The organism is Streptomyces resistomycificus, assembly GCF_001514265.1.
Taxonomy (GTDB): domain Bacteria; phylum Actinomycetota; class Actinomycetes; order Streptomycetales; family Streptomycetaceae; genus Streptomyces; species Streptomyces resistomycificus.
This window is the reverse complement of record NZ_KQ948988.1, coordinates 798,404-822,209: the sequence shown is the minus strand read 5'-3', so window position 1 is coordinate 822,209 and position 23,806 is coordinate 798,404. Positions and strand designations below refer to the sequence as shown.

General features: G+C 73.2%; 20 protein-coding genes and 1 pseudogene. 6 read left to right on the top strand and 15 right to left on the bottom strand.

Annotated features, from left to right (window positions below; translation table 11 throughout):
- Window positions 1-52 precede the first annotated feature (52 nt).
- Window positions 53-1,516 carry a translocation/assembly module TamB domain-containing protein gene (locus tag AQJ84_RS03425; protein ID WP_030039598.1) on the top strand — a complete coding sequence of 488 codons (1,464 nt, stop codon included), beginning with the start codon at window positions 53-55 and terminating at the stop codon, window positions 1,514-1,516.
- Here the strand turns inward: AQJ84_RS03425 and AQJ84_RS03420 are convergent.
- Together AQJ84_RS03420 and AQJ84_RS03415 are read right to left on the bottom strand one after the other, a co-directional pair.
- The gene (locus AQJ84_RS03420) at window positions 1,503-3,317 is read right to left on the bottom strand and encodes a bifunctional sugar phosphate isomerase/epimerase/4-hydroxyphenylpyruvate dioxygenase family protein (RefSeq protein ID WP_053190239.1); all 1,815 of its coding nucleotides are present in this window, start codon (window positions 3,315-3,317) and stop codon (window positions 1,503-1,505) included. The genes AQJ84_RS03425 and AQJ84_RS03420 overlap by 14 nt on opposite strands.
- Window positions 3,318-3,357: 40 nt before the next feature.
- On the bottom strand, window positions 3,358-4,236 hold the full coding sequence (locus AQJ84_RS03415) for a shikimate dehydrogenase (RefSeq protein WP_030039602.1): 879 nt from the start codon (window positions 4,234-4,236) through the stop codon (window positions 3,358-3,360).
- Window positions 4,237-4,393: 157 nt separating this feature from the next.
- Between AQJ84_RS03415 and AQJ84_RS03410 the strand changes: the two genes are divergently transcribed.
- The 3 genes from AQJ84_RS03410 (at window position 4,394) to AQJ84_RS03400 (ending at window position 8,265) form a co-directional block, all read left to right on the top strand.
- The gene (locus AQJ84_RS03410; RefSeq protein WP_030039603.1) at window positions 4,394-5,059 is read left to right on the top strand and encodes a TetR/AcrR family transcriptional regulator; all 666 of its coding nucleotides are present in this window, start codon (window positions 4,394-4,396) and stop codon (window positions 5,057-5,059) included.
- Between the two features lie 225 nt (window positions 5,060-5,284).
- The gene (locus AQJ84_RS03405; RefSeq protein ID WP_030039605.1) at window positions 5,285-6,625 is read left to right on the top strand and encodes an MFS transporter; all 1,341 of its coding nucleotides are present in this window, start codon (window positions 5,285-5,287) and stop codon (window positions 6,623-6,625) included.
- A 410-nt stretch (window positions 6,626-7,035) separates the two neighbouring features.
- Window positions 7,036-8,265, top strand: a complete 1,230-nt coding sequence (locus tag AQJ84_RS03400) for a serine hydrolase domain-containing protein (protein WP_030039606.1) — start codon at window positions 7,036-7,038, stop codon at window positions 8,263-8,265.
- On the opposite strand, the gene AQJ84_RS03395 is transcribed toward AQJ84_RS03400, so the two are convergent.
- From AQJ84_RS03395 to ribA, 5 genes are read right to left on the bottom strand one after another with little or no spacing between them, the layout of a single operon-like run.
- On the bottom strand, window positions 8,259-9,413 hold the full coding sequence (locus tag AQJ84_RS03395) for a saccharopine dehydrogenase family protein (RefSeq protein ID WP_053190240.1): 1,155 nt from the start codon (window positions 9,411-9,413) through the stop codon (window positions 8,259-8,261). The genes AQJ84_RS03400 and AQJ84_RS03395 overlap by 7 nt on opposite strands.
- Complete coding sequence (locus AQJ84_RS03390) at window positions 9,406-10,467, bottom strand: saccharopine dehydrogenase (RefSeq protein ID WP_053190241.1); 1,062 nt, start codon at window positions 10,465-10,467, stop codon at window positions 9,406-9,408. The genes AQJ84_RS03395 and AQJ84_RS03390 overlap by 8 nt, the downstream gene beginning before the upstream one ends.
- Complete coding sequence (locus AQJ84_RS03385; RefSeq protein WP_030039610.1) at window positions 10,464-11,609, bottom strand: NAD(P)/FAD-dependent oxidoreductase; 1,146 nt, start codon at window positions 11,607-11,609, stop codon at window positions 10,464-10,466. The genes AQJ84_RS03390 and AQJ84_RS03385 overlap by 4 nt, the downstream gene beginning before the upstream one ends.
- Window positions 11,606-12,586, bottom strand: coding sequence for an ornithine cyclodeaminase family protein (locus AQJ84_RS03380; protein ID WP_030039611.1), 981 nt, complete (start codon window positions 12,584-12,586; stop codon window positions 11,606-11,608). Before AQJ84_RS03380 ends, AQJ84_RS03385 begins: the two co-directional genes overlap by 4 nt.
- Before the next feature lie 33 nt (window positions 12,587-12,619).
- The gene (ribA, locus tag AQJ84_RS03375) at window positions 12,620-13,279 is read right to left on the bottom strand and encodes a GTP cyclohydrolase II (protein ID WP_030039613.1); all 660 of its coding nucleotides are present in this window, start codon (window positions 13,277-13,279) and stop codon (window positions 12,620-12,622) included.
- A 38-nt stretch (window positions 13,280-13,317) separates the two neighbouring features.
- On the opposite strand from ribA, the gene AQJ84_RS40465 reads away from it, so the two are divergent.
- The gene (locus AQJ84_RS40465; RefSeq protein WP_078631758.1) at window positions 13,318-14,082 is read left to right on the top strand and encodes a creatininase family protein; all 765 of its coding nucleotides are present in this window, start codon (window positions 13,318-13,320) and stop codon (window positions 14,080-14,082) included.
- A 167-nt stretch (window positions 14,083-14,249) separates the two neighbouring features.
- Here AQJ84_RS40465 and AQJ84_RS43860 read toward each other — a convergent pair.
- From AQJ84_RS43860 to AQJ84_RS03350, 5 genes and pseudogenes are all read right to left on the bottom strand, one after another.
- Window positions 14,250-15,350: pseudogene (locus AQJ84_RS43860) on the bottom strand (lysylphosphatidylglycerol synthase transmembrane domain-containing protein); the annotation flags it as partial.
- A complete protein-coding gene (locus tag AQJ84_RS03365; RefSeq protein WP_030039614.1) occupies window positions 15,347-16,501 on the bottom strand; it encodes a class I SAM-dependent methyltransferase in 1,155 nt (384 codons plus the stop codon). The pseudogene AQJ84_RS43860 and the gene AQJ84_RS03365, both read right to left, overlap by 4 nt.
- Window positions 16,498-17,688, bottom strand: coding sequence for a glycosyltransferase family 4 protein (locus AQJ84_RS03360; RefSeq protein ID WP_030039615.1), 1,191 nt, complete (start codon window positions 17,686-17,688; stop codon window positions 16,498-16,500). Before AQJ84_RS03360 ends, AQJ84_RS03365 begins: the two co-directional genes overlap by 4 nt.
- Complete coding sequence (locus AQJ84_RS03355) at window positions 17,685-18,083, bottom strand: 6-pyruvoyl trahydropterin synthase family protein (protein ID WP_030039616.1); 399 nt, start codon at window positions 18,081-18,083, stop codon at window positions 17,685-17,687. The genes AQJ84_RS03360 and AQJ84_RS03355 overlap by 4 nt, the downstream gene beginning before the upstream one ends.
- A gap of 174 nt (window positions 18,084-18,257) precedes the next feature.
- Window positions 18,258-19,241 carry a zinc-dependent alcohol dehydrogenase gene (locus tag AQJ84_RS03350; RefSeq protein WP_030039617.1) on the bottom strand — a complete coding sequence of 328 codons (984 nt, stop codon included), beginning with the start codon at window positions 19,239-19,241 and terminating at the stop codon, window positions 18,258-18,260.
- Window positions 19,242-19,349: 108 nt separating this feature from the next.
- Between AQJ84_RS03350 and AQJ84_RS03345 the strand changes: the two genes are divergently transcribed.
- Entirely contained in the window at window positions 19,350-20,126 is a 777-nt protein-coding gene (locus AQJ84_RS03345; protein WP_037802582.1) for a CDP-alcohol phosphatidyltransferase family protein, read from the top strand.
- A 225-nt stretch (window positions 20,127-20,351) separates the two neighbouring features.
- Here AQJ84_RS03345 and AQJ84_RS03340 read toward each other — a convergent pair whose 3' ends face one another.
- Genes AQJ84_RS03340 through AQJ84_RS03330 form a run of 3 tightly spaced genes read right to left on the bottom strand, consistent with a single transcriptional unit; the run spans window position 20,352 to window position 23,806 of the window.
- On the bottom strand, window positions 20,352-20,798 hold the full coding sequence (locus AQJ84_RS03340) for a GNAT family N-acetyltransferase (protein WP_030039619.1): 447 nt from the start codon (window positions 20,796-20,798) through the stop codon (window positions 20,352-20,354).
- Window positions 20,799-20,807: 9 nt separating this feature from the next.
- A complete protein-coding gene (locus AQJ84_RS03335; protein WP_053190242.1) occupies window positions 20,808-22,031 on the bottom strand; it encodes an MDR family MFS transporter in 1,224 nt (407 codons plus the stop codon).
- Window positions 22,028-23,806, bottom strand: a complete 1,779-nt coding sequence (locus AQJ84_RS03330) for an ABC transporter permease subunit (RefSeq protein ID WP_374934560.1) — start codon at window positions 23,804-23,806, stop codon at window positions 22,028-22,030. Before AQJ84_RS03330 ends, AQJ84_RS03335 begins: the two co-directional genes overlap by 4 nt.

Sequence of the window (23,806 nt, the reverse complement as noted above, 5' to 3'; positions counted from 1 at the left end):
GGCCCGGGCTTTCGGTTGACAGGCCGTGGGGACCACGTCAGAGTCGCGGCTGATGGAGATCGACAACCTGACGCCGGCCGAACTGCGGGTGTGGCGGGCCTTCCCGCGGGGCGAGTCCGTGAACTTCCGTACCGGGGACGACGAGGACCCGGCCGACGGGACGGACTGGGGACCCGAACGGACCGTCCGCGCAGCCGTGTTGCGCTCGCTGCTGCTCAACGGACCGCAGGAGGACGGGGAGATACCCGCCCTGAAGCTGTCGGGCGCCCGCATCAGCGGCGTACTCGACCTGCGGTACGGGACGACCGACCACGCCGTGCGGCTGAGTCACTGCCTCTTCGAGGGCGTCCCCCTGCTGTACGGCGCCCGGCTGCGCCAGTTGAACCTGAGCTGGTCCGTGCTGCCGGGGCTGACCGCCGCCACCATGCGGGTGGAGGGCGTCCTGCGGATGACGGACTGCCGGCTGCGCGGACCCGTCCGGCTCGGCGGCGCCCAGCTGTCGGGGGCGCTGTTCCTGGACCGGGCCCACCTCACCTCCGCCGACACCTCGGAGCCGATGCTCCAGCTCAACCAGGTGACCGTCGGCGACGACCTGTGGGCGCCCGGGCTGCGCGTCGACGGCGAGATGCGGCTCAACGGCGCCACCGTGACCGGCTCGGTCAACCTCAACGGGACCCGGCTGAACCGGCCCGGCCACCACGCCCTCGACGGCGAGACGCTGACCGTGGAGGGCGACCTCCTGATGCGCGACGCGCAGGTGCGGGGCTGGATCGGGCTGCGCGGCGCCCGGGTCGCGGGCCGGCTCGACCTGTCGTACGCGAGCCTGTCGAATCCCGGTGACGCGGCCCTGCGCGCCAGCAGTTGCACCATCGGCGAACTCTGGCTGCGCAAGAGCCCCCACATCGACGGCGCCCTCAATCTGCGCCGCGCCCAGATCGACGTCCTGTTCCTCGAACCGGACGTCGTGCCGGCCGAGGTGCTGCTGAGCAGCCTCGTCTACACCACGCTCACCCCGCACGAGCCGGCCGAGCGCCGCCTGCCGATGCTGGAGCGCGACGGCGACGGGTATGTCCCGCACGCCTACGAGCAGTTGACCGCAGCCTATCTGCGGGTGGGCGACGACCACGCCGCCCGCCTCGTCCGGCTCGCCAAGCAGCGCCGCCACCGCACCACGCTCCCCTGGTACGGCCGGCTGTGGGGGCATGTCCAGGACGCCACCGTCGGCTACGGCTTCCGGCCGCTGCGCGCCTGTGTGTGGCTGCTGTCGCTGCTCGCGATCGGCTCGGTGGCCTACGCGCTGCATCACCCGCGCCCCCTCAAGCCGTCCGAGGCCCCGGACTTCAACCCGGTGTTCTACACCCTCGACCTGCTGCTCCCGGTGATCTCCTTCGGCCAGGAAGGGGCGTTCGCCCCGGAGGGCGGGTACCAGACGCTGTCGTACGCCCTCGTCATCGCCGGCTGGATCCTGGCCACGACCGTCTTCACCGGCGTGACCCGGACCGTCAGCCGCCAGTGAGCCGGCGCACCGCGTGCTGGGCGGCCAGCCGGACGGGGGCGTTGTGGGCGCCGTAGCCGCGGTAGCCGCCGTCGCGCTGGACCAGTTCGAAGAAGACCTTGCCGATGGTGGGTGTGTAGCAGTGGCGGAACTCGCCGTACGCGTCCCGGTCGTAGAGGATGCCGAGTTCGCGGTAGGTGGCCAGCTCGCCGTCGGCGAACTCGAAGCGGGCCGCCAGATCGTCGTAGTAGTTGGCGGGGATCGGCAGCAGCCGGCCGCCGGCCGCGGCGAAGCGGCGGGCCGCGGCGACCACGTCGTCGGTGGCCAGCGCGATGTGCTGGGCGTGGACCGTGTCGTCGGTGGGCGCCGCCGCGACGGTCAGGGCGATCCGGACACTGCCGTCGGCGTTGGTGACGGCTCGGCTGCGCATCAGCCCGTAGGGGTCGGCGACGTCGACGCTCTCCTGCGCGTCGAGGCCGAGCACGCTGCGGTGGAAGAGGGCCGCCTCGTCGAAGTGGTGCCAGGGCTGGGTGAGGGCCACGTGGTCGATCCGGGCCGCGGAGGCGTACGGCTGCCCGGCGCCGGGGCCGGTGGTGGCCACGAAGTCGGTCCGCCAGTTGGCGTGTTCGGGGCGGTCCGTGGCGCAGAAGAACAACTCCGTGCCGTCGGGGGCCGCGACCGCGTCGAGCGGGGCGTCCTCGGGGGCGCGGCGGCGTGGCAGGACCGGGGCGAGGAGGGCCTCGGCGCGGCGGGCGGCGGCGGTCGGGTCCGGTGACTCCAGCCCGATCGCGGCGAGCCCGGTGCCGTCACGCCGTACGGCCGGGCCGGTGTTGACCAGCAGCCGGGCCTCGCCCTGCTGCCACAGGTCGACGGGCTTGCTGCGGTGCCGGGCGGCACGGGTGAAGCCCAGCGCGCCGAGCACCGCGACGAGCGGTTCGGCGTCCGGCGTGACGAGTTCGGCGAAGGCGACACCCGTCGGGGCGACGGAGGCGGGCGGTGCGGCGATGCCCACCGTCTCCTGGAGGACGAGCAGGGAGCGCCGGGCGTCCACGGCCGTGGGTCCGGCCTCGGCCTGGCGGAAGACGTCGTTGAAGACCTCTAGGGAGAGCGGGCCGTCGTAGCCGGTGCGCAGCACGCTGCGGACGAGTCCGGCCACGTCGAAGCCGCCCTGGCCCGGGAAGCAGCGATAGTGGCGGCTCCACTGCAGGACGTCCATCGCGAGCAGCGGGGCGTCGGCCAGCTGGAGGAAGAAGATCTTCTCGCCGGGGATGTCCGCGATGCCTTCGACGTCCTTGGGACCGGTGCTGCGGGAGAGGATGTGGAAGCTGTCCAGGCAGGTGCCGAGCGCCGGATGGCCGGCCGTGTCGACGATGCGCCAGGCGTGGTCGTAGGTGCTGACGTGCCGTCCCCACGCGAGCGCCTCGTAGGCGACGCGGACGCCGAAGTCCTGGGCCAGGTCGGCCAGTCGCGCCAGCTGTTCGGCGGCGAGGGCGTCGTCGTCGACGGCGAGCGGGGAGACGCTGGAACAGACCAGGACGGTGTCGGCGCCGAGCCTGCGCATCAGCTCGAACTTGTGCCGGGCGCGGCGCAGGTTGCGGGCGAACTCGTCCGCGGGCACGGCCTCGATGTCGCGCATCGGCTGGTAGAGGTCGATGGTCAGTCCGAGGTCGGCGCAGCGGGCGCTGACCTCCTCGGGGGTGAGGGGGCTGGCGAGCAGGTCGTTCTCGAAGATCTCGACGCCGTCGAAACCGGCCCGGGAGGCGGCCGCGAGTTTCTCGGTGAGGGATCCGCTGAGGGAGACGGTGGCGATGGACGTACGCATGTCGGTACCTCTCTGTTCCGGTCTGGTGCGAGACCCCGGGCTACTTCGGTGCCGGTACGGCCCCGGCCAGCTCGGCGATGTCCGCGAGCATCCGGACGCTGTCGGGTTCCCGGCCGGTGAACAGGCGGAACGCGTCGACGGCCTGGAAGACGGCCATGCCGCCGCCGTCGAGGGTGGCGCAGCCGAGCGCGCGGGCGGTGCGCAGCAGCTCGGTCTCCAGGGGGCGGTAGACGACTTCGGCGACCCACAGGCCGGGGTGGAGGAGTCCGGCGGCGAAGGGCAGGCCCGGGTGGGCGGCCATGCCGGTGGGGGTGGCGTGGACGAGGCCGTCGGCTCCTGCGAGCAGGTCCGCGAGCCGGTCGGGGGTGGCGGCCAGGGCCCGTCCGTCGCCGAAGTGGCGGTTGAGGGAGTCGGCGAGGCGGGCCGCCCGCTCGGGCATCGCGTCCACGACGGTGACCCGCTCGGCGCCGAGGGTGAGCGTGGCGTGCGCGACGGCCGCGCCCGCTCCTCCCGCGCCCAGCTGCACGACCCGCTCCAGCGGGGCGTCGGGCAGACCGCGCGCGAAGGAGGCGGCGAAGCCGGTCACGTCGGTGTTGTGGCCGACGGCCCGGCCGTCCTCCTCGAAGACGACGGTGTTGACCGCGCCCAGCGCCTCGGCCTGTGCGGAGAGGGCGTCCAGGTGGCGGATGACCTCCTGTTTGCACGGGTGCGTGATGTTCAGCCCGTCGAAGCCCAGGTCGCGGGCCGCCCGCACCAGGTCGCCCACCGCCTCGGCCGGGACCCCGAGGGTGTCGATGTCGACGAGGCGGTACAGATAGCGCAGGCCCTGCCGGTCGGCCTCCCGCTCGTGCAGTGCGGGACTGAGTGACGGGCCGATGCCGGAACCGATCAGACCGACGAGATACGAGTCCTTGGGCACCACGCGGGACCTCCTGAGCGGCTCACAATGTACGAACTAGTACGTTAGCTATATCAGCATCACCGGCCCGCCGGAACCCCCGTCCGGTCATCCGGAGCCCCGCGCGGCGGCCTGCTTCTAGAATCTCCGGCACTGACCCGTCGCCCGAAGGATCCCGATGACCAGCGTCGAAGAACCGGCACGACCCGGCGGGCGCATCCGTGACGCGGCCCGCACCCAGGCCGAGATTCTCGACGTGGCCACCCAGGAGTTCGCCCGGGCCGGCTTCGCCGGGGCCCGCGTCGACGAGATCGCCGCCCGCACCCGCACCACGAAGCGGATGATCTACTACTACTTCGGCGGCAAGGAGCAGCTGTTCACCGCCGTCCTGGAGCGGGCGTACGCGGTGATCCGCGAGGCCGAGCAGGGGCTCGACGTCGAACACCTGGACCCGGTCGCCGCCATCCGCCGCCTGGCGGAGGTCACCTTCGACCACCACGAGCAGCACCCCGACTTCATCCGCCTGGTCAGCATCGAGAACATCCACGAGGCCGTGCACATCGCCGCCTCCGAGAAGCTCGGCAAGATCGGCTCACCGGCCCTCGACGTGATCCGCCGGATCCTGGAACAGGGACAGCAGTCGGGGCTGTTCACGGCCGACGTCGACGCCGTCGACCTGCACGCGATGATCAGCTCGTTCTGCTTCTTCCGGGTCGCCAACCGGCACACCTTCGGTGCCCTCTTCGGCCGCGACCTGATCGATCCCGCCCGGCGCGAGCACTACCGCACGATGCTCGGCGACATGGTCATCGCCTACCTGACGGCGGAGCGCGCGACGGCCTGAGGCGCCCGCTGCCGGCCCGCACGACCCCGGTTCGCCCCCCGCGGGGACGGCACCGGCACGGCTGCGAGCAGGAAGATCCTTCGGCACCCCCTCTTGACACGCGGGAAACGTCGGCGCAACATCCCACCCACCGCCACTAACTACCCAGTGGGTTAATTAGCCGAGATCCGGCCCTTCCCCTCCGCTCACTCCACCTAGGGTGGAGTTCCCCCGAAGGAGCACGCCGTGTCCGTCCCCGCCGCACCGCCCGGCCAGCCGAGAAAAGCCGCCACGGCGGCCTGGATCGGCAGTGCCTTGGAGTACTACGACTTCTTCATCTACGGCAGCGCGGCCGCGCTGATCTTCCCCGAGGTCTTCTTCGACGAGTCGGACCCGGCCACCGCGACCCTGCTGTCGCTGGCCACCTTCGGGGTCGCGTACGCCGCCCGCCCCGTCGGCGCGCTCTTCCTCGGGCACTTCGGCGACCGGGTCGGCCGCAAGAAGATCATGGTCTTCACGCTGATCCTGATGGGCCTGTCGACGTTCCTCATCGGCTGTTTGCCCACCCGCGACCAGGTCGGCACGGTGGCTCCGGTCCTGCTGGTCCTGTGCCGCGTCCTGCAGGGCATCTCGGCCGCCGGCGAGCAGGCCAGCGCCAACTCGATGACGCTGGAACACGCGCCGCCGCAGCGGCGCGGATTCTTCACCAGCTTCACCCTGAGCGGCACCCAGGGCGGGCAGCTGCTCGCCACCCTCGTCTTCATCCCCGTCGCCGCGCTCCCCGACGACCAGCTGATGTCCTGGGGCTGGCGGGTCCCGTTCTGGATGAGCGTCGCGGTCGCCGTCGCCGGCTTCGTGATCCGCCGCAAGCTGGAGGAGACGCCCGCCTTCACCCGGCAGGCCGCCTCGGAGGGTGTCGTCAAGCTGCCGCTGGCGATCCTGATGCGCGAGCACTGGGCGGACGTGCTGCGGGTGGTCGCGGCCGCGCTCATCGCCTCGGTCAGCACCATCTTCACGGTCTGGGCGCTGTCGTACGCCACCAGCGACGCGGTCGGCATGAGCCGCTCCTCGATGCTGTGGGTGGGCGCGCTCGCCAACCTCGTCGCACTCGGCGCGATCCCCGCGTGGGCCACCCTGTCGGACCGCGTCGGCCGCCGCCCGGTGTTCCTGGTCGGCGCCGCCGGCAGCGCGGTGATGATGGTCCTGTACCTGTGGGCCATCTCGACCGGCTCCTACCCGCTGACCCTCGTGCTCGGCATCGTCACCTTCGGCGTCGTCTACAGCGCCGCGAACGGCGTCTGGCCCGCCTTCTACGGCGAGATGTTCTCCACCCGCGTCCGCCTGTCCGGCATGGCCATCGGCACCCAGATCGGCTTCGCGGTGGCCGGGTTCGCGGTCACCTTCGCCGCGCAGATCGCCGGTCCGGACGGAGACGACTGGTCGTCGGTGGCCCTGTTCACCGCCGCCCTGTGCGTCCCGCCGGTCCTCGCCGCCCTCACGGCCCGCGAGACCCACACCATCCCCACGGAGCTGCTCGGCGAGCGGTCGCCCGCGACGGCGAAGCAGGCGGAGAAGGTGACTGCCTGATCCCGCCGCCCCGCCGCCGCGTACCCCCGGAGCCTCGCCTGGTCTCCGGGGGTACGGCGTGTTCGCCGCGTCCCGGACGCCCCTGTTGACAGGTGACGTTTCCGGCAAGAACATCGCCCCGAACGAGCGGAAAGGAACAACACCGCACTGCGCGTGTCACGGGATCCTGATCACGGGGTCGAGTGACCCGGGTCCGGGGTTCGGGGGCCGGGGTTCGGGGGCCTCGGGAAGAGCCCTCCGCGCGCACCGGCCGGTTTCAGGGGCGGCCGGTGCGCGCGGAGTGATCGTCACGGTGATCACCCACCGTCGCTCCGGGGAACGATCTCCTGTTCCCGGGCGGCGATGATGTCTGAGGTCGTTACGGCGGGGTATGCCGGATCGCACCTCGACGAACGTGACGGAGGAGAACGATGGCACTGCTGCGACAAGAGGTGGACCCGCACGAGGTCGGGCTGGACGCGAAGGCGTTGCGCCGCCTCGACCAGCACCTGGCCCACCTCGTCGACCAGGGCCGCCTGCCCGGGCACCTCGTGGCCGTATCCCGCGGCGGACGCGTCGCCCACCTCACGACGTACGGGCACCGGGACATCGCGGCCGGGCTGCCCGTCGAGGCGGACACCCTGTGGCGGATCTACTCCATGACGAAACCGGTCACCGCCGTCGCCGCGCTGATCCTGGTGGAGGAGGGCCGGCTGTCGCTGGACGACCCGCTCGACCGGCACCTCCCGGCCTTCGCCGAACCCCGGGTGTACGTGAGCGGCTCCGGCGCCGACACCGTGACCCGCCCGGCCGCCGGCCCCATACGCGTCCGGCACCTGATGACCCACACCGCCGGGCTGACCTTCGCCTTCTACCACACGCACCCCGTCGACGCCCTCTACCGCGATGCCGGCCTGGAGTCGTCGGTGCTGCCCGGTACGAACCTGGCCGAGACGACCGACGTGTACGCGAGCCTGCCGCTGCAGTTCGAGCCGGGCACCCAGTGGAACTACTCGGTCGCCTCCAACGTGCTGGGCCGGGTCGTCGAGGTGGTCTCCGGGCAGCCGTTGGACACCTTCTTCGCCGAGCGGATCTTCGGCCCGCTCGGGATGACCGACGCCGGGTTCCAGGTCACCGGCGAACAGAAGGACAGGCTCGCCGAGTTGTACGGCGACGCCGACGGCGGCGGCATCGAGCCGATCCCCGGCCTCCCGCTCCACGGCCGCCCCCGCTTCCTGTCCGGCAGTGGCGGCATGGTGGCCTCCGCGCACGACGTCCACCGCTTTGCCGAGTTGCTGCGCCGCCGGGGCGAACTCGACGGCACCCGTCTCCTCGCGCCCGGGACGGTGGACCTGATGACCTCCAACCACCTCCCGGGCGGCGCCGATCTGCGCGCCTTCGGAAGCCGCCCCGCACACGACGAACCCGGCAACGACGGTGTCGGATTCGGCCTGGGCGTCTCCGTGGTCGTCGACCCCGACCGCACGCAGGCGCCCACCGGCCTCGGGACCTACGGCTGGAGCGGCGTCGCCACCACGACGTTCTGGGTCGACCCGAGCCGGGACCTGTCCGTGCAGTTCATGACCCAGCTGCGGCCCAAGAGCTCCCTGGCGCTCTATCCCGACCTCAAGCGGCTGGTGCACGAGGCCGTCGCCTACTGATCGACCCGCAGCGTGAAGTGGACGCCTTCGCGGGCGAGTTCGCCCAGCCACTCCTCGGACCGGGCGGCCGTCTCGGCGGCGCGGCTGAGGCCGGGCGGCAGGGAGCCGTCCAGGACGTGCCGGACGCCGAGGGCGAGGGGGCGGGAGACGCAGCGCGCCATCGCGCTCTCCTCCTCGTCCCCCACCAGGTCCAGCAGGTAGCCGCCCGACCAGGTCTGTCCCGCTTCACCGCGCACGTCCAGCGACACGGCGAGGACAACCCGGTCGCGGTCGGCGTCCGTGGTCGGGTACTTCGCGGCCAACTCCTGGGCCAGCGTGGCGATTTTGGCGTCGTCGTCGCTCCGCAGCCGGGCGAAGACGTCGTCCCAGGCGCGCAGCCAGCCGTCCAGGCGCAGGGTGCCGCGCACGAAGGTGCGGGCCTTCCAGGCGGACGGCAGGCCGTACTGCTCGACGAAGGGCACGCTGTCACGGTTGGGGTAGACCTCGAAGGTCTCGCCGTCGACGACATGGCGCCGGGTCGCCTCCCAGGGCCGGCCGGCGGTGGTCTCGGCGCCGTCCTCGACGTAACGGGCGGGTGAGCGCAGGGCGTTCAGGGCCCCGGCGGGCGCCCAGCTGAAGCGGTACCGGAAGTCGTTCGCGACGGCGGGGACGCCGCCGCAGTAGGACGTGAAGCCGTACGAGGCCGCCGTGTCGTCGCCGATCGCCCGGCGGGCGCGGGCCACGAGACCGTGTGCGAAGAGGTGGTCGATGCCGGGGTCGAGACCGGCCTCGGTGAGGACGACGACCCCGGCCCGCTCGGCCGCGGGCACCTGCTCCAGCACCGCGTCGGACACATAGCTGGAACAGGCGAAGTGGGCCCGCTCCCGTACGCACAGGGCCAGCAGCCCGGCGTGTTCGGCGGCCGGCAGCATCGACACGACGACGTCCCCGGGGGCGAGTTCGGCCGCGAGGGCGTCCGGCGTGTAGGCGCGGGGCTCCGCACGCCCGGTGAGGCCGAGCCGGGCCAGGGCCTCGGCGGCGCGATCCTCGGTACGGTGCCACAGCAGCACCCGCCCGGCCGCCTCGCAGAGCATGGACGGCCCGCTGCCGGTGGACAGTCCGGCGCCGACCCAGTGGACGCTGCCGCTCGCGGGAACGACCTCAGACATCACACGACTCTCCTTCCACGACGCCGAGTTCACGGCATGCCTGACGGAACCGGTCCAGACAGCGCCCCCAGGGGCCGCCGACGCCGAACGTGAGCAGTGGGGGCAGGAGGGCGGCCGAGAAGTCGGTGCTGGACTCCTCGGGCAGCAGGGACGGCAGGTTGTCGATGGCGATCAGATCCAGCGGCGGCTGCTCGCGCAGCCGGCGTGCCGGGTCGGTCCAGTCGGTGGTGCGGTCGTAGACCGGCAGGACGTTCAGGGGCGAGCCCACGTCGCAGGTGACGTCGCAGAGGGTGCCGAGCCGGCGGGCGGGTTCGTCGAGGTCGCCCTCCCGCAGGAAGGGCGGGACAGGGGTGGTGGCGAGGACCGCGTTCACCATGACGTCGTGCGCGAGCAGGGCCTTTCGGTCCAGGTCGCGGGTCTCTTCGAGGTCCCAGCAGGTGGGTTCGATCCCGGCCGTGTGGAAGGCGGCGCGTGCGCCGCGCCCGCTGCGGCCGAGCGCCCCGATCACCAGGGCGGTGAACTCCTCGTCCCCGGGCGCCGGGCGCAGCGTCTCGTCCAGGGTGTCCTTGTCGGTGGGGGTCAGCGGCGTGCGCAGCCGGCCCCGGTGCCGGAGCACCGCCAGCGCGGCGCCCAGGTAGCCGGCCCAGAAGCCGAAGGCGGCGAGCCGGCGGCCGTCGTCGTCGACGAGGTATTCGAGGTCGAACAGCTTCCCTCCCCCGCGGCCGAACCGCCAAAGCAGGTCGGCGGCTTGCGGCTGCCGCTTGTAGGCGTGTCCGAAGAAGATGTGGCGATGGGGCAACTCGGCGGGCTCGTCCGGCAGTTCCTTCAAACCGAGGACGACGGTCTCCGCGGGCGCCGACACCCACGAGCCGGCCGGGGCGACGCGGCAGCCGGCCGCCTCGTACGCGTCGACGGGGAAGATCCGCTGCGGGGACTCCTCCACCGTGAGCGTCACTCCGCTGTCGACGAGCCGGCGGGCGTCGGGCGGCACGATCGGCGTGCGCCGCTCGGTGGTGCGGACCTCGTGGCGCAGCCACAGGTGGAGCTCGGTCATACGCGGTTGACCTCCGGGCGCGGGGCGTTGGCCGCGAACCGGCCGACGCTCAACGGTGTGACGTCCACGAAGGGTACGCGCCCCAGGTACAGGTCCCGGACGACCTCGCCGACGGCGGGTCCCTGGAGGAATCCGTGGCCGGAGAAGCCGGTCGCGTACAGGAAACGGGACACCGAAGGCGCCTCGCCGATCAGGGCGTTGTGGTCGGGGGTGAGTTCGTACAGGCCGGCCCAGCCGCCGGTGCGGCGCAGGTCGAGGAGGGCCGGGGCGCGTTGTTCCATGGCCTCGCCCAGGCGGGGGATCCAGCGGTCGTGGGTGTCGGTGGCGAAGCCGGGCCGCTCGTCGGGGTCGGACATGCCGACGAGGAGACCGGGGCCCTCGGCGTGGAAGTAGAGGCTGGTGGTGAAGTCGATGGTCATGGGGAGGCCGGGCGGCAGGCCGTCGACGGGTTCGGTGACCGCGATCTGGCGGCGCAGCGGCTCGACGGGCAGGTCGAGGCCGACCATGGCGGCTATCCCCCGCGACCAGGCGCCGGCCGCGCAGATCACCGTGCCGGTGGCGATGCGGCCGGTGCTGGTCGTGACGGCGGTGATCTCGTCGCCGTGCACTTCGATGCCGGTGACCTCGCAGTGCCGCAGGACTCTCGCGCCGTACCGGCGGGCGGCCCGCGCGTAGCCGTGCACCACCGCCTCGGGCGTGCAGTGGCCGTCGTCGGGCGAGAAGGCCGCCGCGAGCAGTCCCTCGGTCCTGATCAGCGGGGAGAGGCGGCGGGCCTCGGCCGGGTCGATCATGCGGCTGGGCACGCCGAGGGAGTTCTGCAGGCGCACGCTCTCCTCGAAGGAGGCGACGTCCTCGGGCGTCGACAGCAGGAACAGATTGCCCACCCGGTGCAGTCCGATGTCGTGGCCGGTGTCCTGCTCGAAACGGGCGAACGCCTCGAGGCTGCGCGTCGCCAGCCGGATGTTGAGCTCGTCGGAGAACTGCGCCCGGACCCCGCCGGCCGCCTTGGACGTGGACCCGGAGGCCAGTTCGTCCCGCTCGACCAGGACGACGTCCCGTACCCCCGCCCGGGCCAGGTGGCAGGCGATGCTCGTGCCCATCACCCCGCCGCCGATCACGACGGCACCTACGCGCGTGGTCATCGCCGCTCCCCCTTCGCCGCCTCGACCACGGCCCAGGCGGCGGCCGCGTCCTGGATGCCGAGGCCGACGCTGTTGTAGTAGACGACGTCCTCGGGCCCGGTCCGTGCGGTGCGCCGGCCGGTGAGGACCGCGCCCAGCGGGACGAGGTCGTCGGGGGTCAGCAGTCCCTCGCGCAGGGCGGCCACGACGGGCCCGGCGTGGCCGGCCGCGGTCTGCGGATCGTCCACGACGACGGCCCCGTGGTCCCTGGCCCGCCGTACCACCTCTGCGTCCACCTCGCGGCGGGTGGGTTCGAACGACCCCACGCTGACGACCGTGCACCCCGGCTCCAGCCACGGGCCGCGCACCACGGGCGCCGCGCTCAGCGTGCAGGCCGCGACCAGTGAGGCCCCGCGCACGGCCGCCTCGGCGCTGTCGGCCGGTTCGACGGGCAGGCCCAGCTCGACGGTGAGCGACTCGGCGGCGCGGATCCGGTGCTGCGGCGTCGGGCTCCACAGCCGGACGGACTTCAGCCCCCGCACCCGGGCGATGGCCCGCGCGTGGGCCAGGCCCTGGGTGCCCGAACCGAGGACGGCCAGGTCGGCGGCGTCGGGTCCGGCCAGCGCGTCGACGGCCACCGCGCTCGCGGCGGCCGTCCGCAGGGTCGTGACCGTCGTGCCGTCCAGGACGGCGGCGAGGCGGCCGGTCACCGGGTCGAGCACGGTGACGACGGCGTGCACGGTCGGCAGCCCGGCCGCCGCGTTGCCCGGGTTGACGCTGCCGAACTTCGCGACCGCCCCGCTGTCCGCCGACAGCCGGGACACGTACGCGAAGACCACACTGTCGTCGAAGCGGCTCGGATGCATGATCTTCCCGGGCAGGTCGGCGCCGCCCGTGCCGAGCGCGGTGAAGGCCGCCCGCTGCGAGGCGATCGCCGTGTCCGGGTCGAGCAGGCGTGCCACCTGCCGCGCGGAGAGGAAGAGGACGTCGTCGGTCATTCCCTCTTCCTGTCCCCGCTCGCCGTCCGGGAATCAGGACAGGTGCGCCACCGCGTCCAGATGGGGCAGATGGTGGTCCAGCCGCTCCCGCTTCGTCCGGAGATAGGTGATGTTGTTCTCGCACGGCGGTATCAGCAGCGGCACCGTCTCGGCGACCCGGATGCCGTGTTCGACCAGCGCCTCGCGCTTGCGCGGGTTGTTCGACATCAGACGGACCGAGTTCACGCCGAGGTCGTGCAGGATCTCGGCGGCGACGCCGTAGTCGCGGGCGTCCACCGGCAGGCCGAGCGCCAGGTTCGCCTCGACGGTGTCCAGGCCCTCCGCCTGCAGCGCCATCGCCCGCAACTTGCCGAGCAGGCCGATGCCCCGGCCCTCATGCCCTCTGAGGTAGACCACGATGCCCCGGCCCTCGGCGACGACCGCGCGCAGCGCTGAGGCGAGCTGGTCGCCGCACTCGCAGTGCTGGGAGCCGAAGGCGTCGCCGGTCAGGCACTCGGAATGCAGCCGGGTGAGGACGTCTTCCGTGCCGATGTCACCGTAGATTAGGGCGACTTGCTCGTCACCGCGGTCGTGGTCGAGGTAGCCGACTGCCTGGAATTTCCCGTACACGGTGGGCAGCGGTGCATTCACCACGCGTTCCACACCGGTGCGCTGTGGCGACTTCTTGCCGAGCACGCCAATTTTTTCTGTCATGATCTGGTTCCTAAGCAGAGACGAAAGGCCGTGAAAAGATGAGTGGTTCGGGAATACGGTCGGCTGCGTACGGTCTGGTGCCGGCTGACACTACGGAAGACGTACGGACGCGAGGCGCGGACGTCTCAACGCAGGTCGCGGTCCTTCCGGTCGGGAGCTTCGAGCAGCACGGCGCGTACCTTCCGCTGGCGACCGACACACTGGTCGCCTGCGCCGTCGCCGGGGAGATCGCCGCGGCGTACCCGGTGCATCTCCTCCCTCCGGTGACCATCTCCTGCTCGCACGAGCACGCGGCCTGGCCCGGGACCGTCAGCATCTCCTCCGTCACCCTTCACGCGGTGGTACGGGACATAGCGGCTTCGCTGCGCCGGTCCGGCGTCGACACCCTGGTGGTGGTCAACGGGCACGGCGGAAACTACGTGCTGGGCAACGTGGTTCAGGAATCCTCCGCGCGTGGTGAGCGGATGGCGCTCTTCCCGGCCGCGGAGGACTGGGAGAGTGCGCGGGAGCGGGCGGGGGTGGCCACCTCGCTGCTCACCGACATGCACGCGGGGGAAATTGAGACCTCCATTCTGCTGCACGCTCATCCCGAATGTGTCCGTTCCGGCTATGAGACCTCCGATTTCGTCGCGGACGACCGTCGCCATCTCCTCACCCTCGGTATGTCCGGCTATACCGATTCCGGTGTCATCGGCCGCCCTTCACTGGGCTCCGCGGAAAAGGGGAAGGCGCTCCTCGCAAGTCTGGTGGATTCCTTCGGCGCGTATTTCTCGATGCTGACCGGCAGTACGTCCACGGAGTGACCCGTGGGCGCCTGACGGGGTCCGGGGTCCGGTACGACGGTCCCGGCCCCGGTTCCCGCCGCCCCGGCGCGCAGCCCGGCGTACCAGCGCACGACGAGCACCACGACGCCCGGCAGGCTCGCCACGAAGCTCAGCACCCCGTACACCACGGCGACCGTGAGACCGCTGCTCGCGCCCAGTCCCGCGGCGCCGAACGCCCAGGCGGTGACGCCCTCGCGGGGGCCCCAGCCGCCGACGTTCAGCGGCAGGCTCATGGCGAGCAGGGCGAGGACCGCGAGGGGCAGCAGTACGGCGGCCGAGGCGGCCGATCCGGCGACACGGGCGGCGACGACGAACATCACGAGGTGGCCGGCCAGCACGACGGCGGAGGAGAGGGCGACGCCGGGCAGGTTCCGGCGGGACAGCAGTCCCTCGCGCGCCTCCCCGAGGCTCGCGCGCACGGCCCGGCCCCGCCGCGAGGTGGCCCGGTTCATCCGCAGGGCCCAGACGACGGCGAGTGCGCCGAGCGCGGCGAACGCGATCAGGGGAGCGAAGTGCCGGGCGTCGGCCAGCACCGGCGACGGCATCGTGAGCAGCACGCCCACGCCGACGAACGCCAGCACGGCCTGTCCCGCGACCCTTTCGAGGACGACCGAGCGGACACCGCGGCCCAGGTCGCCGGCGCTCTGTCCGTGCCGGACCGCCCGGTGCACATCGCCCAGCACACCGCCGGGCAGGGCCGCGTTCAGGAACAGCGCGCGGTAGTAGTCGGCGACGGCGGGACCCAGCGGCAGCCGAATACGCAGGCCGCGGGCCACCAACTGCCAGCGCCAGGCGCTGAAGACGGTGGTGACCAGGCCGATCCCGAGCGCCACGAGCAGCGTCGGGGCGTCGATGCGGCGCAGGCCGTCAAGGAAGACGCCGGTGCCCAGGCGCCAGAGCAGGACGCCGAGGATGGCGACGCCCACGACCGTGCCGAGGTGGGTGCGCAGCGCCCGGGAGTCGAGACGGGCCAGCAGGGTGCGCAGGGTGGTGCGGGCCGGTGCCGTGGTCGGGCCGGCCTGGGGGCGGGATGCGGAGACGATCACGCCGATGCGGGCCTGGGAGACGGCCACGCCGGTGGGGGCCGCGGCCTTGCCGGGCGCCCTGGCGGGCAGGCCGGACGGCTCGGCGGGCCGCCCCGTGGCGGCCACCGCCCCGCCGTCGGCGCCGGCCTGGTCCGTCGGCCGCGTCCGCGGTACGGCGCCGGACCGGGCCACGGGCCAGGCCCTCACCGTCTCCACGCTCATGAGGCTTTGCCCGTCGGGCGGGACAGGGCCAGCAGGTCGATGTGGTGGACCACGACCCGCAACTCCCCCGCCTGGCAGGCCGCGAGGCGCTCGCGCAGATAGGTTTCGGCGCGCTCGCGCAGCTCCGGGGCGTGTTCCACGGCCGCGCCGACCCAGCCGCGCAGCCACTGGATCGTCAGCGCGGCCTCGGCCGGGCCCAGGCGCCAGGGGCTCGGGTGCAGCCGTACCGTCGCGCCGCGTTCGGAGAACGCCTCGCACGCCGCGGTGACGGCGTCCGGGCCGAGCAGACCGTCGCGCCGCTGGTGGGCGTTGAACGCCTCGGCGATCTCCGCGTCCAGCGGGTGGGGCGGGCTGAGTTCGACGCGGCCGGCCACGGACAGCGTCAGCAGGGCGGGGCAGCCCGCTCCGGTGCAGGCTTCGGCGAGGGTGTCGATCTCCTCGCGGGTGAGGACGTCGAGCAGCGCGGAGGCCGTCACGAGGGACGCGCCGGCGAGGGCGTCCGGGGTGAGCCGGGCGACGTCGCCACGGCGGGTCTCGGTCGAGACGCGGCTGCCGTCGGCGCCGGAGCGCGGGGACGCCACGGCGGCGAAGTGCAGGAGGTAGGGATCGCGGTCGTGCAGGATCCAGTGCTGGGCGCCGTCCAGGCGGGGGGCCAGCCAGCGGCCCATCGAGCCGGTGCCGCAGCCCAGGTCGTGGACGACGATCCCGGCCTTCCCGGGCAGGTTCGCGAGCCGGATCCGCAGCGGGTCGAGCAACTCGGGCGCCCGCGCCGCGGCGTCGGCCCCCTCCCGCAACTCCAGCCACTCGGGGGCGTAGCGGGGCGGATCGTCGGGCCCGGCGTCCCGCAGCCGCACCGTGGGCCGCTCCCCGGGGGGCAGCGTGGGGCCGGCGCCCGCGATGACGGCCGCGGTCGCGTCGGCGGCCCCGCCGGGGTCCGCGCTCTCGAACGTGCCCGGCTCGGCGGCTTCCGAGGACGAGGAGACCTCGGCCTGAGCCGGCGTCTCTCCGAGACGGACGACCTTTGCCTGCACCGACACTCCTCCAGGACCGGCCATCACGGAATCCTTCGCCTCGACCGCGTCCCGTGGTCCGGGCTGCGTGGGGATCCTGCCGCCGTGCTGTGTCATCGCCGTCTCCGCCGTCTTCCTCATGCCGCCCTCCTGGGTTCGCCGGGCAGCCGGCTCAGTACTCCGGCCAGGCTGCGGGCCGTGGTCGCCCATCCGTCCAGGGCGGCTCGTCTGCGCCGGGCGGCCGACTTCAGCCGGCGTCGTACGTCCGCCTCGCCGAACCAGCCGCGCAGTTCGGCGGCGAGGGCGGCGGGGTCCTCCGGCGGGACGAGGATGCCGGGCACACCGCCGTCGGGGGCCCGGCCGACCGCCTCCGGGAGCCCGCCGACGTCCGTGGCCATCACCGGGATGCCCCGGGCGAGCGCCTCGGTGACCGCCATGCCGTACGTCTCGGCGTAGGAGGTCAGGACCATCAGGTCGGCGGCGGCGTAGCTGGCTTCGAGTTCGGCGCCGGACTGCGGGCCCACCAGGTGCAGACGGTCCTCGAGGCCGTACTTCCGGATCAGCATGCGCAGTCCGGCGACGTACTGGGGGTCCTGGGTGAGTCCGCCGACGCAGACGCAGCTCCACGGCAGGTCGGTCACCCCGGCCAGCGCCTCCACCAGCCGGTGCTGTCCCTTGCGGGGTGTCACGGCGGCGACGCACAGCAGCCGGGAGACTCCGTCGGTGCCGGAGGCCACGGGGGCGATGTCGGCGCCGGGGGCGGCGACATGGACCCGCTCAGGGGCCAGGCCGTGGTGGGAGACGAGGCGGCGGACCGCCCAGTCGCTGGTGGCGACGACCGCCGGGACGGCGCGCAGGACGGCACGTTCCCTGGCGTCCAGTTCCGCCGCCACCGCCGGGTCCAGTCCCGTCTCGTCGCCGAGCGGGAGGTGGACGAGGACGGCCAGGCGCAGCCGTTCCGCTTCGGGGACGACGATCTCGGGGACGCCGCAGGCGACCAGCCCGTCCAGGAGGACGACCGTGCCGTCCGGCAGGTCCCGCAGGGTCTGCGCGAGTTCGGCACGGGCCGCCGCGGCGGGCCGGGGCCACTCACCGGGCACGGCGTGCTTGTGCACCTGCCAGCCGAAGCCGGGCAGGTCCAGGCTGACGCGCCGGTCGTAGGCGTTGCCGCCGCTCGGTGCGGTCGGGTCGTCGACGCCGCCGGGCAGGACGAAGTGCACGGAGCGCAGGGACATCGGGATGATCTCCGCGTTCTTGAGGGCGGAGTGCTGCACGGGGACGTAGTCGAGCGCGGCCCGCGTGGCGCGCTCCATCGTCGTGTCGGTCACAGGGCACGCTCGTAACTCGCCCAGGCGACGTGCGACTCGTGCAGGGTGACGGTGAGGCCCGCGAGTCCCCTGGCGCCCTCGCCGAGCGAGCCCTTGTGGATCCGCTCGGCGAGCCGGTCGGCGACCACCTTGGCCAGGAACTCGGTGGAGGTGTTGATTTGGGCGAAGTCGGGCTCGTTGTCGAGGTTTCTGTAGTTCAGCTCGCTGACCACAGCGCCGAGTTCCTGGGTGGCGAGACCGATGTCGACGACGATGTTGTCGTCGTCCAGCTGTTCGCGCCGGAACGTGGCGTCCACCAGGAACGTCGCTCCGTGCAGGCGCTGCGCGGGTCCGAAGACCTCGCCGCGGAAGCTGTGGGCGATCATGATGTGATCGCGGACGGTGATGCTGAACAACGGACGACCCTCCAGGTGCGGCGCCTCTGATCCCCCGCTGATCCCTGCCGGGGGATGCCGTGTAGTACGGCTCTTCGCTTCCCCGTGTTCAGCCTCCTCTCACTCTTTTCTCAGGTCAGGCGCTCTTGTGTACCCGAGGCAGGTCGCACGGAGTTGAAGGTGCGTGTCGCCGGATCACTCGTCCTCGTCGTAGCGGACCCGGTGGCACAGGGCGGGGATCTCGCCGGAGGCGAGCCGCGGCAGCACGTCGGGCAGTTCACCGAACGTGCTCTCCCCGGTGACGAGGGCGTCCAGCGCCGGGTCGGCGAGCAGGTCGAGGGCGAGGGCGAGGCGGTCGGCGTAGCTGCGGCTGGAGCGGCGGGCGGGTGACACGGTTCCGACCTGGCTGCTGCGGATGACCAGGCGCCGGGAGTGGAAGGCCTCGCCGAGCGGGAGGCTGACCTGCCGGTCGCCGTACCAGCTCAGTTCGAGGACGGTGCCCTCGGCGGTCAGCAGTTCCAGACAACGGGCTAGGCCCTGTTCGCTGGCGCTGGCGTGGACGACGAGGTCGCACTCGCCGAGCGCGTCCCCGGGCAGGGCGAAGCCGACGCCGAGGGCCTCCGCGGTCTTGGCGCGGGCGGGGTCGGCGTCGACCAACTGGACGCGGACGCCGGGGAATCGGGCCAGCAGGGCGGCCACCGAGCTGCCGATCATGCCGCCGCCGACGACGGCGATCCGGTCGCCGACCAGAGGTGCCGCGTCCCAGAGGGCGTTCACGGCGGTCTCCAGCGTGCCGGCGAGGATGGCCCGTTCGGCGGGTACGGACGGCGGTACGACCGTCACCGCGGCCACCGGGACGACGTACCGCGTCTGGTGCGGGTACAGACAGAAGACGGTTCGGCCGACGAGGTCGCCCGGGCCCTCCTCCACCACGCCCACGTTGAGGTAGCCGTACTTCACCGGTGCCGGGAAGTCGCCCTCCTGGAAGGGCGCTCGCATGGCCGTGTGCTGGCTCTCGGGCACCCCGCCGCGGAACACCAGTGTCTCCGTGCCCCGGCTGACGCCGGAGTACAGCGAGCGGACGACGACCTCGCCGTCGGCGGGGTCCGGCAGGGCGGTCTCACGGATCTCGCCATGGCCCGGAGCGTCGAGCCAGAACGCACGTGCGGTGCGCTTCATCGGCGTCCTCCTGAACGATCGGGAACCTGTTCACGTACCGAGGTGTGCACAGGTCGCGCACAGTACGCGGCCTTGATCGACTCTGTCACCTGGCCGGAGGAATGTGCGGTGGCCCTGAACAACACTTACGAAGCAAGGCTGGTCCAGCAGGAGACCGCGGTGGGAGCGGGTCTGCAGATCCTGTTGCTGGCCCTGCTCGGCACGGCGATCGGCATGGGGCCGGCGGGCTGGCTCACCGGCCTCGCCTTCGCCATCGCCACCTGGGCGGTGCTCTCCCGGGCTCTGCACCGCTCGCGGCTGCGCTCCTTCGGCCCGGCGAACCGGGTGACGCTCGGCCGGGCGACCCTGGTCGGCGTGGTGACCGCCCTGGTCGCCGACTCCTTCGAGAGCTCACCGCCGGTGACGCTGTTCGTCGGTCTGACGGCGGTGGCCCTGATCCTCGACGGGGTGGACGGCAAGGTCGCCCGCCGCACCGGTACCTCGACCCCGCTGGGCGCGCGCTTCGACATGGAGGTCGACGCGTTCCTGATCCTGGTGCTCAGCGTGTACGTCGCGACGGCCCTCGGCCCGTGGGTCCTGCTGATCGGCGTCATGCGGTACGCGTTCGTCGCCGCGGCCCGCGTGCTGCCCTGGCTCAACGCGCCGCTGCCGCCGAGCACGGCCCGCAAGACGGTCGCCGCGCTCCAGGGTGTCCTCCTCCTGCTGGCCGCGTCGGGTCTGCTGCCGTACCCGGGGACGTTCGCGGTCGTCGCGTCGGCGCTGGGGCTGCTGGTCTGGTCGTTCGGCCGGGACATCCTGTGGCTGTACCGGACCTCGCGCGCCCCGCGGGCTTCCGTGGCGGCGGTGCTGGAGCTCATGCCGGAGCCGGAGCCGGTGGCGTCCTGACGGGATGAAACCTGCCGGTCCGAGCCTGGCGGGACTGCGCGTGACGGGGCAGAACCTGACGGGGCTGCGTGTGACGGGGCCAAGCCCGGCGTGGCCAAGCCCAACGGGGCCAAACCTGACGGGGCTACGCGTGACGGGACCAAACCCGGCGCGGCCAAGCCCAACGGGGCCGAACCCAGCGCGGCCGAACCCAGCGAAGCCGAACCTGACGGACCCGAGGGGGCGTCAGCCCTTTAGCGGTACCCGGTACACCGTCGACCCTCTGGCTTTGAAGCCCAGTCGCTCGTACAGCCGGTTCGCGGCAGTCCGGTCGGGCCGTGAGGTGAGGTCGACGGTCCGCGCGCCCGCCTCGGCGGCCGGCCGCAGCGCCTCGTGGGTGAGCAGCCCGGCGATTCCCCGGCCTCGCGCCTCGTGGTCGACGACGACGTCCTCGATACGGGCCCGCAGGCCGCTGGGCACCGGGAACACCACGAACGTCATGGTGCCGACGACGGCCTCGCCCGAGCGGGCGACCAGCAGGGTGTTCGCGTCGCAGCGAAGGATGCGGTCGAGGGCCACCAGGTCGAGGCGCGCCGCGGTCGAGGACAGCTGCGGCAGCATCCGGTCGAAGGCGTCGACGAGTTCCCGGTCCGCTGCCCGGGCGACCTCCACCCGGATGTCCTGGGTCTCCATGGCGGGCCCCTACCGCCGCGGCAACAGCCCGATCGCGCACGCCGGTACGGCCGCCAGCACCAACCAGGGCACCACCGCCGGCAGTCCGCTGTCCAGCAGCGTTCCCGTGGCCGCGCTGCCGACGAGGACGATCAGGCCGGACACCGAGGACAACGCTCCCGTGTAGAGGCCGAGTCGGCCCTCTTCCGCGAGGTCGGGCACCCAGGCGCGGGCGACGGGGGCCACCAGCATCTGGCCGAGGGTGAGCAGCACGACGAAGCCGGCCGCGGGCAGCAGGCCCGGGGTGCCGGTCCAGCCGGCCGGCCGGGCGACGGCCACGACCGCGAATCCGGCCGCGATCAGCAGCAGCCCGCTCACCATGGACCTGCGCAGGTCGAGCCGGTCCCCCACCCAGCGGGTGACGGGGAGCTGGGCGGTCACCACCAGCAGGGACGACAGGGCGAACAGCCAGGCGAGCGGCGCCTGCGAGCCGGCGGCCCGCTGCACCTCGTCGGGCAGGGCGAGGTAGAGCTGGTTGTAGGCGAGCAGGTAGGCGCCGTACGCGCAGCACAGCGCGAGGAAGCGGCGGTTGCGCAGCAGCGCCCCCAAGCCGCCGCGGACCTGGACGCGTTCCCGGCCGGGGATGTGCTGCGGCAGCAGCCAGGCGTGTCCGGCCAGGACGAGGACGAAGATCCCGGCCCCCGCCAGGCAGACCGTGCGGAAGTCCACCGACAGCAGCAGTGCGCCCAGCAGCGGGCCGACGAACGCGCCCGCCTGTCCGGCGACGGTGAACAGGGCCAGCACGCGGGTTCGGGAGCCGCCGCCGGCCGACTCCCAGGCCACCGCCTGCCGGGCGACCTCGGACTCCACGGCCGGCGAGAACAGCGCGGCGGCGAACCCGATCAGCAGGACGGCACCGATGACCGCCCAGGTCGCCTCCGCGTAGCCGAGCCAGGCGAACCCGGCGATCCTCAGGACGCAGCCCGCGAGCACCACCGGCCGGATGCCGTACCGGTCGGCCAGCGCGCCGCCCACCAGGAACAGCCCCTGCTGACTGAAGGTGCGCAGGCCCAGCACCAGGCCGACCAGCCAGCCGGCCATGCCCATGGCCTGTCCGAGGTGTTCGGACAGGAAGGGCAGTACGGCGAAGAAGCCAAGGTTGAAGGCGAGTTGGGTGAGGATCAGCAGTCGCAGCAGGGGCGAGAGAGAGGCGTGCGCGGGTTCCTTGCGCAGCCTGGTCGACAGTGAGGTCATCGGGCTCCCACCAACTCCTCCGCGGGTGACGTCTCTTCGAGCGGGGGCTCGGGGGCGCGACGCCGGACCCGCCTCGGCAGCCGCACCCCGCCTGCGGCGCTCACCGCGATCGCGCCGAGCAGGGCGAGTACGGCGGCGGGCGCGAGCACCGCCCAGGGGGCGCGTTCGGCGTAGGGCTGGTTCTCGGCGAGGAGCAGGCCCCACTCCGGGGAGGGCGGCTGGGCGCCGAGGCCGAGGAAGGCGAGGGAGGCGAGCGCCAGGGCGATGCCGGGCAGGCGCAGCAGGGCGTGCCGGGTGACGGGTGGCAGGGCGGCGGGCAGCAGTTCGTGGCGCAGGAGGTACCAGCGGTCGGCGCCCAGACCCCGGGTCGCCGTGACGTGGAGGGCGGCCCTTTCCTGGCGCAGCAGCGCGGAGGTGTGCGCGGCCAGTGGCGCCCAGGCCACGGCGCCGACGGCGAGCGCGGGGGTGGCGGGCCCGCTGCCGGCGACCGCGGTGACGAGCAGGGCGAGCAACACGGGCGGGACCGCGCTCACGGTGTCGACGAGCGGCCCCGAGAGCCGGGGGGCCAGGCCGAGCAGGACGCCCGTCAGCAGGGCGGCGGCGCCGATCGCGAGAGCGAGCAGCAGGGTGTCGAGGGCGCCGTGCGCGACGCGGGCGAGGACGTCCCGGCCGAGGGCGTCGGTGCCGAACGGATGACTCCCCGAGGGCGGGCGCAGACGCTCGCCGGTGTCCAGGGCGAGCGGATCGCGGGGCAGGCCGAGGGCGACGACGAGGAGGAGCAGGCCGCCGTAGACGAAGGGCAGTGTGCTGCGGACCGAAGGTGCGGGCCGGTGCAGGGACTGCAGGGCGCCGTCGCGCAGGGCCGGGCCGACGAGACGCCGGGTGGCGAGGGCGGCGAGGCCCGCCGCCAGCGCCGCCAGCAGGACCAGGGCGAGCGTGCCGGCCTGGAGGACGGGCAGGTCCTGGGCGAGGGCGGCCTGCAGGGTGGTGCGGCCGAGGCCGGGGATGTCGAAGATCTGCTCCACGGCGACCGCCCCGCCGGTCAGACCGACCACGAACAGGCCGAGGTTGGGGAGCAGTCCGGGCAGACAGCGGCGGACGGCCTGGCGGGCGATGCCGCGGCCCGGCAGTCCGCGCGCGGCGGCGGCCAGGGCCCAGGGTTCGGCGAAGGCACCGGGCAGCAGGTCGTCGAGGAGCCGGCCGATGACGGCGCCCGCGGGCAGTCCGAGCGCGAGGGCGGGCAACACCGTCCACCGGGGTCCGTACCAGCCGAGGGCGGGCAGCCAGCCCAGCTGTACGCCCACCACGGTGGCCAGGACGGACGCGGTGAGGAACTCGGGCAGCGCGGCGAGGACGGCCGAGCCGCCGCCGCCCGACCGCCTGCCGTCGAGGCGCCGGTGGGCGCCGAGCCACAGGGTGCGGGCGCAGATCAGGGCGGCGGTGAGGGCGGCGACCGCGAGGGCCACCGCCATCAGCAGCAGGGACGCGCCGAGTGCCTGGAGCACCGCGGGCGCGACCTCGTCGCCGGAGAGCCACGACCGGCCCGCGTCACCCCGCCACAGACCGCCGAGCCACTCTCCGAGCAGGGACAACGGCCCTTTGTCCAAGCCGAGTTGGTCCCGGATGTCGGCGAGTACCCCGGGGGTCGGGTCGCGGTCGGCGGAGCGCGCCTTGAGGACGGTCAGCGCGGGGTCCGTCCGGCTCAGCCAGGGCAGCAGGCCGATGCCGCACACGAGGGCGGCCGCGAGGGCGGCTCGCCACACGAGTGCGGCCAC

Bases quoted from the DNA above. Each gene is read 5' to 3' on its own strand.
- AQJ84_RS03420 (WP_053190239.1), bottom strand. From the start codon at position 3,317: ATGCGTACGTCCATCGCCACCGTCTCCCTCAGCGGATCCCTCACCGAG.
- AQJ84_RS03390 (WP_053190241.1), bottom strand. From the start codon at position 10,467: ATGACCGAGCTCCACCTGTGGCTGCGCCACGAGGTCCGCACCACCGAG.
- AQJ84_RS03365 (WP_030039614.1), bottom strand. From the start codon at position 16,501: ATGAGGAAGACGGCGGAGACGGCGATGACACAGCACGGCGGCAGGATC.
- AQJ84_RS03350 (WP_030039617.1), bottom strand. From the start codon at position 19,241: ATGAAGCGCACCGCACGTGCGTTCTGGCTCGACGCTCCGGGCCATGGC.
- AQJ84_RS03335 (WP_053190242.1), bottom strand. From the start codon at position 22,031: ATGACCTCACTGTCGACCAGGCTGCGCAAGGAACCCGCGCACGCCTCT.
- AQJ84_RS03400 (WP_030039606.1), top strand. From the start codon at position 7,036: ATGGCACTGCTGCGACAAGAGGTGGACCCGCACGAGGTCGGGCTGGAC.
- AQJ84_RS40465 (WP_078631758.1), top strand. From the start codon at position 13,318: ATGAGTGGTTCGGGAATACGGTCGGCTGCGTACGGTCTGGTGCCGGCT.
- ribA (WP_030039613.1), bottom strand. From the start codon at position 13,279: ATGACAGAAAAAATTGGCGTGCTCGGCAAGAAGTCGCCACAGCGCACC.
- AQJ84_RS03395 (WP_053190240.1), bottom strand. From the start codon at position 9,413: ATGTCTGAGGTCGTTCCCGCGAGCGGCAGCGTCCACTGGGTCGGCGCC.
- AQJ84_RS03340 (WP_030039619.1), bottom strand. From the start codon at position 20,798: ATGGAGACCCAGGACATCCGGGTGGAGGTCGCCCGGGCAGCGGACCGG.
- AQJ84_RS03410 (WP_030039603.1), top strand. From the start codon at position 4,394: ATGACCAGCGTCGAAGAACCGGCACGACCCGGCGGGCGCATCCGTGAC.
- AQJ84_RS03425 (WP_030039598.1), top strand. From the start codon at position 53: ATGGAGATCGACAACCTGACGCCGGCCGAACTGCGGGTGTGGCGGGCC.
- AQJ84_RS03380 (WP_030039611.1), bottom strand. From the start codon at position 12,586: ATGACCGACGACGTCCTCTTCCTCTCCGCGCGGCAGGTGGCACGCCTG.
- AQJ84_RS03385 (WP_030039610.1), bottom strand. From the start codon at position 11,609: ATGACCACGCGCGTAGGTGCCGTCGTGATCGGCGGCGGGGTGATGGGC.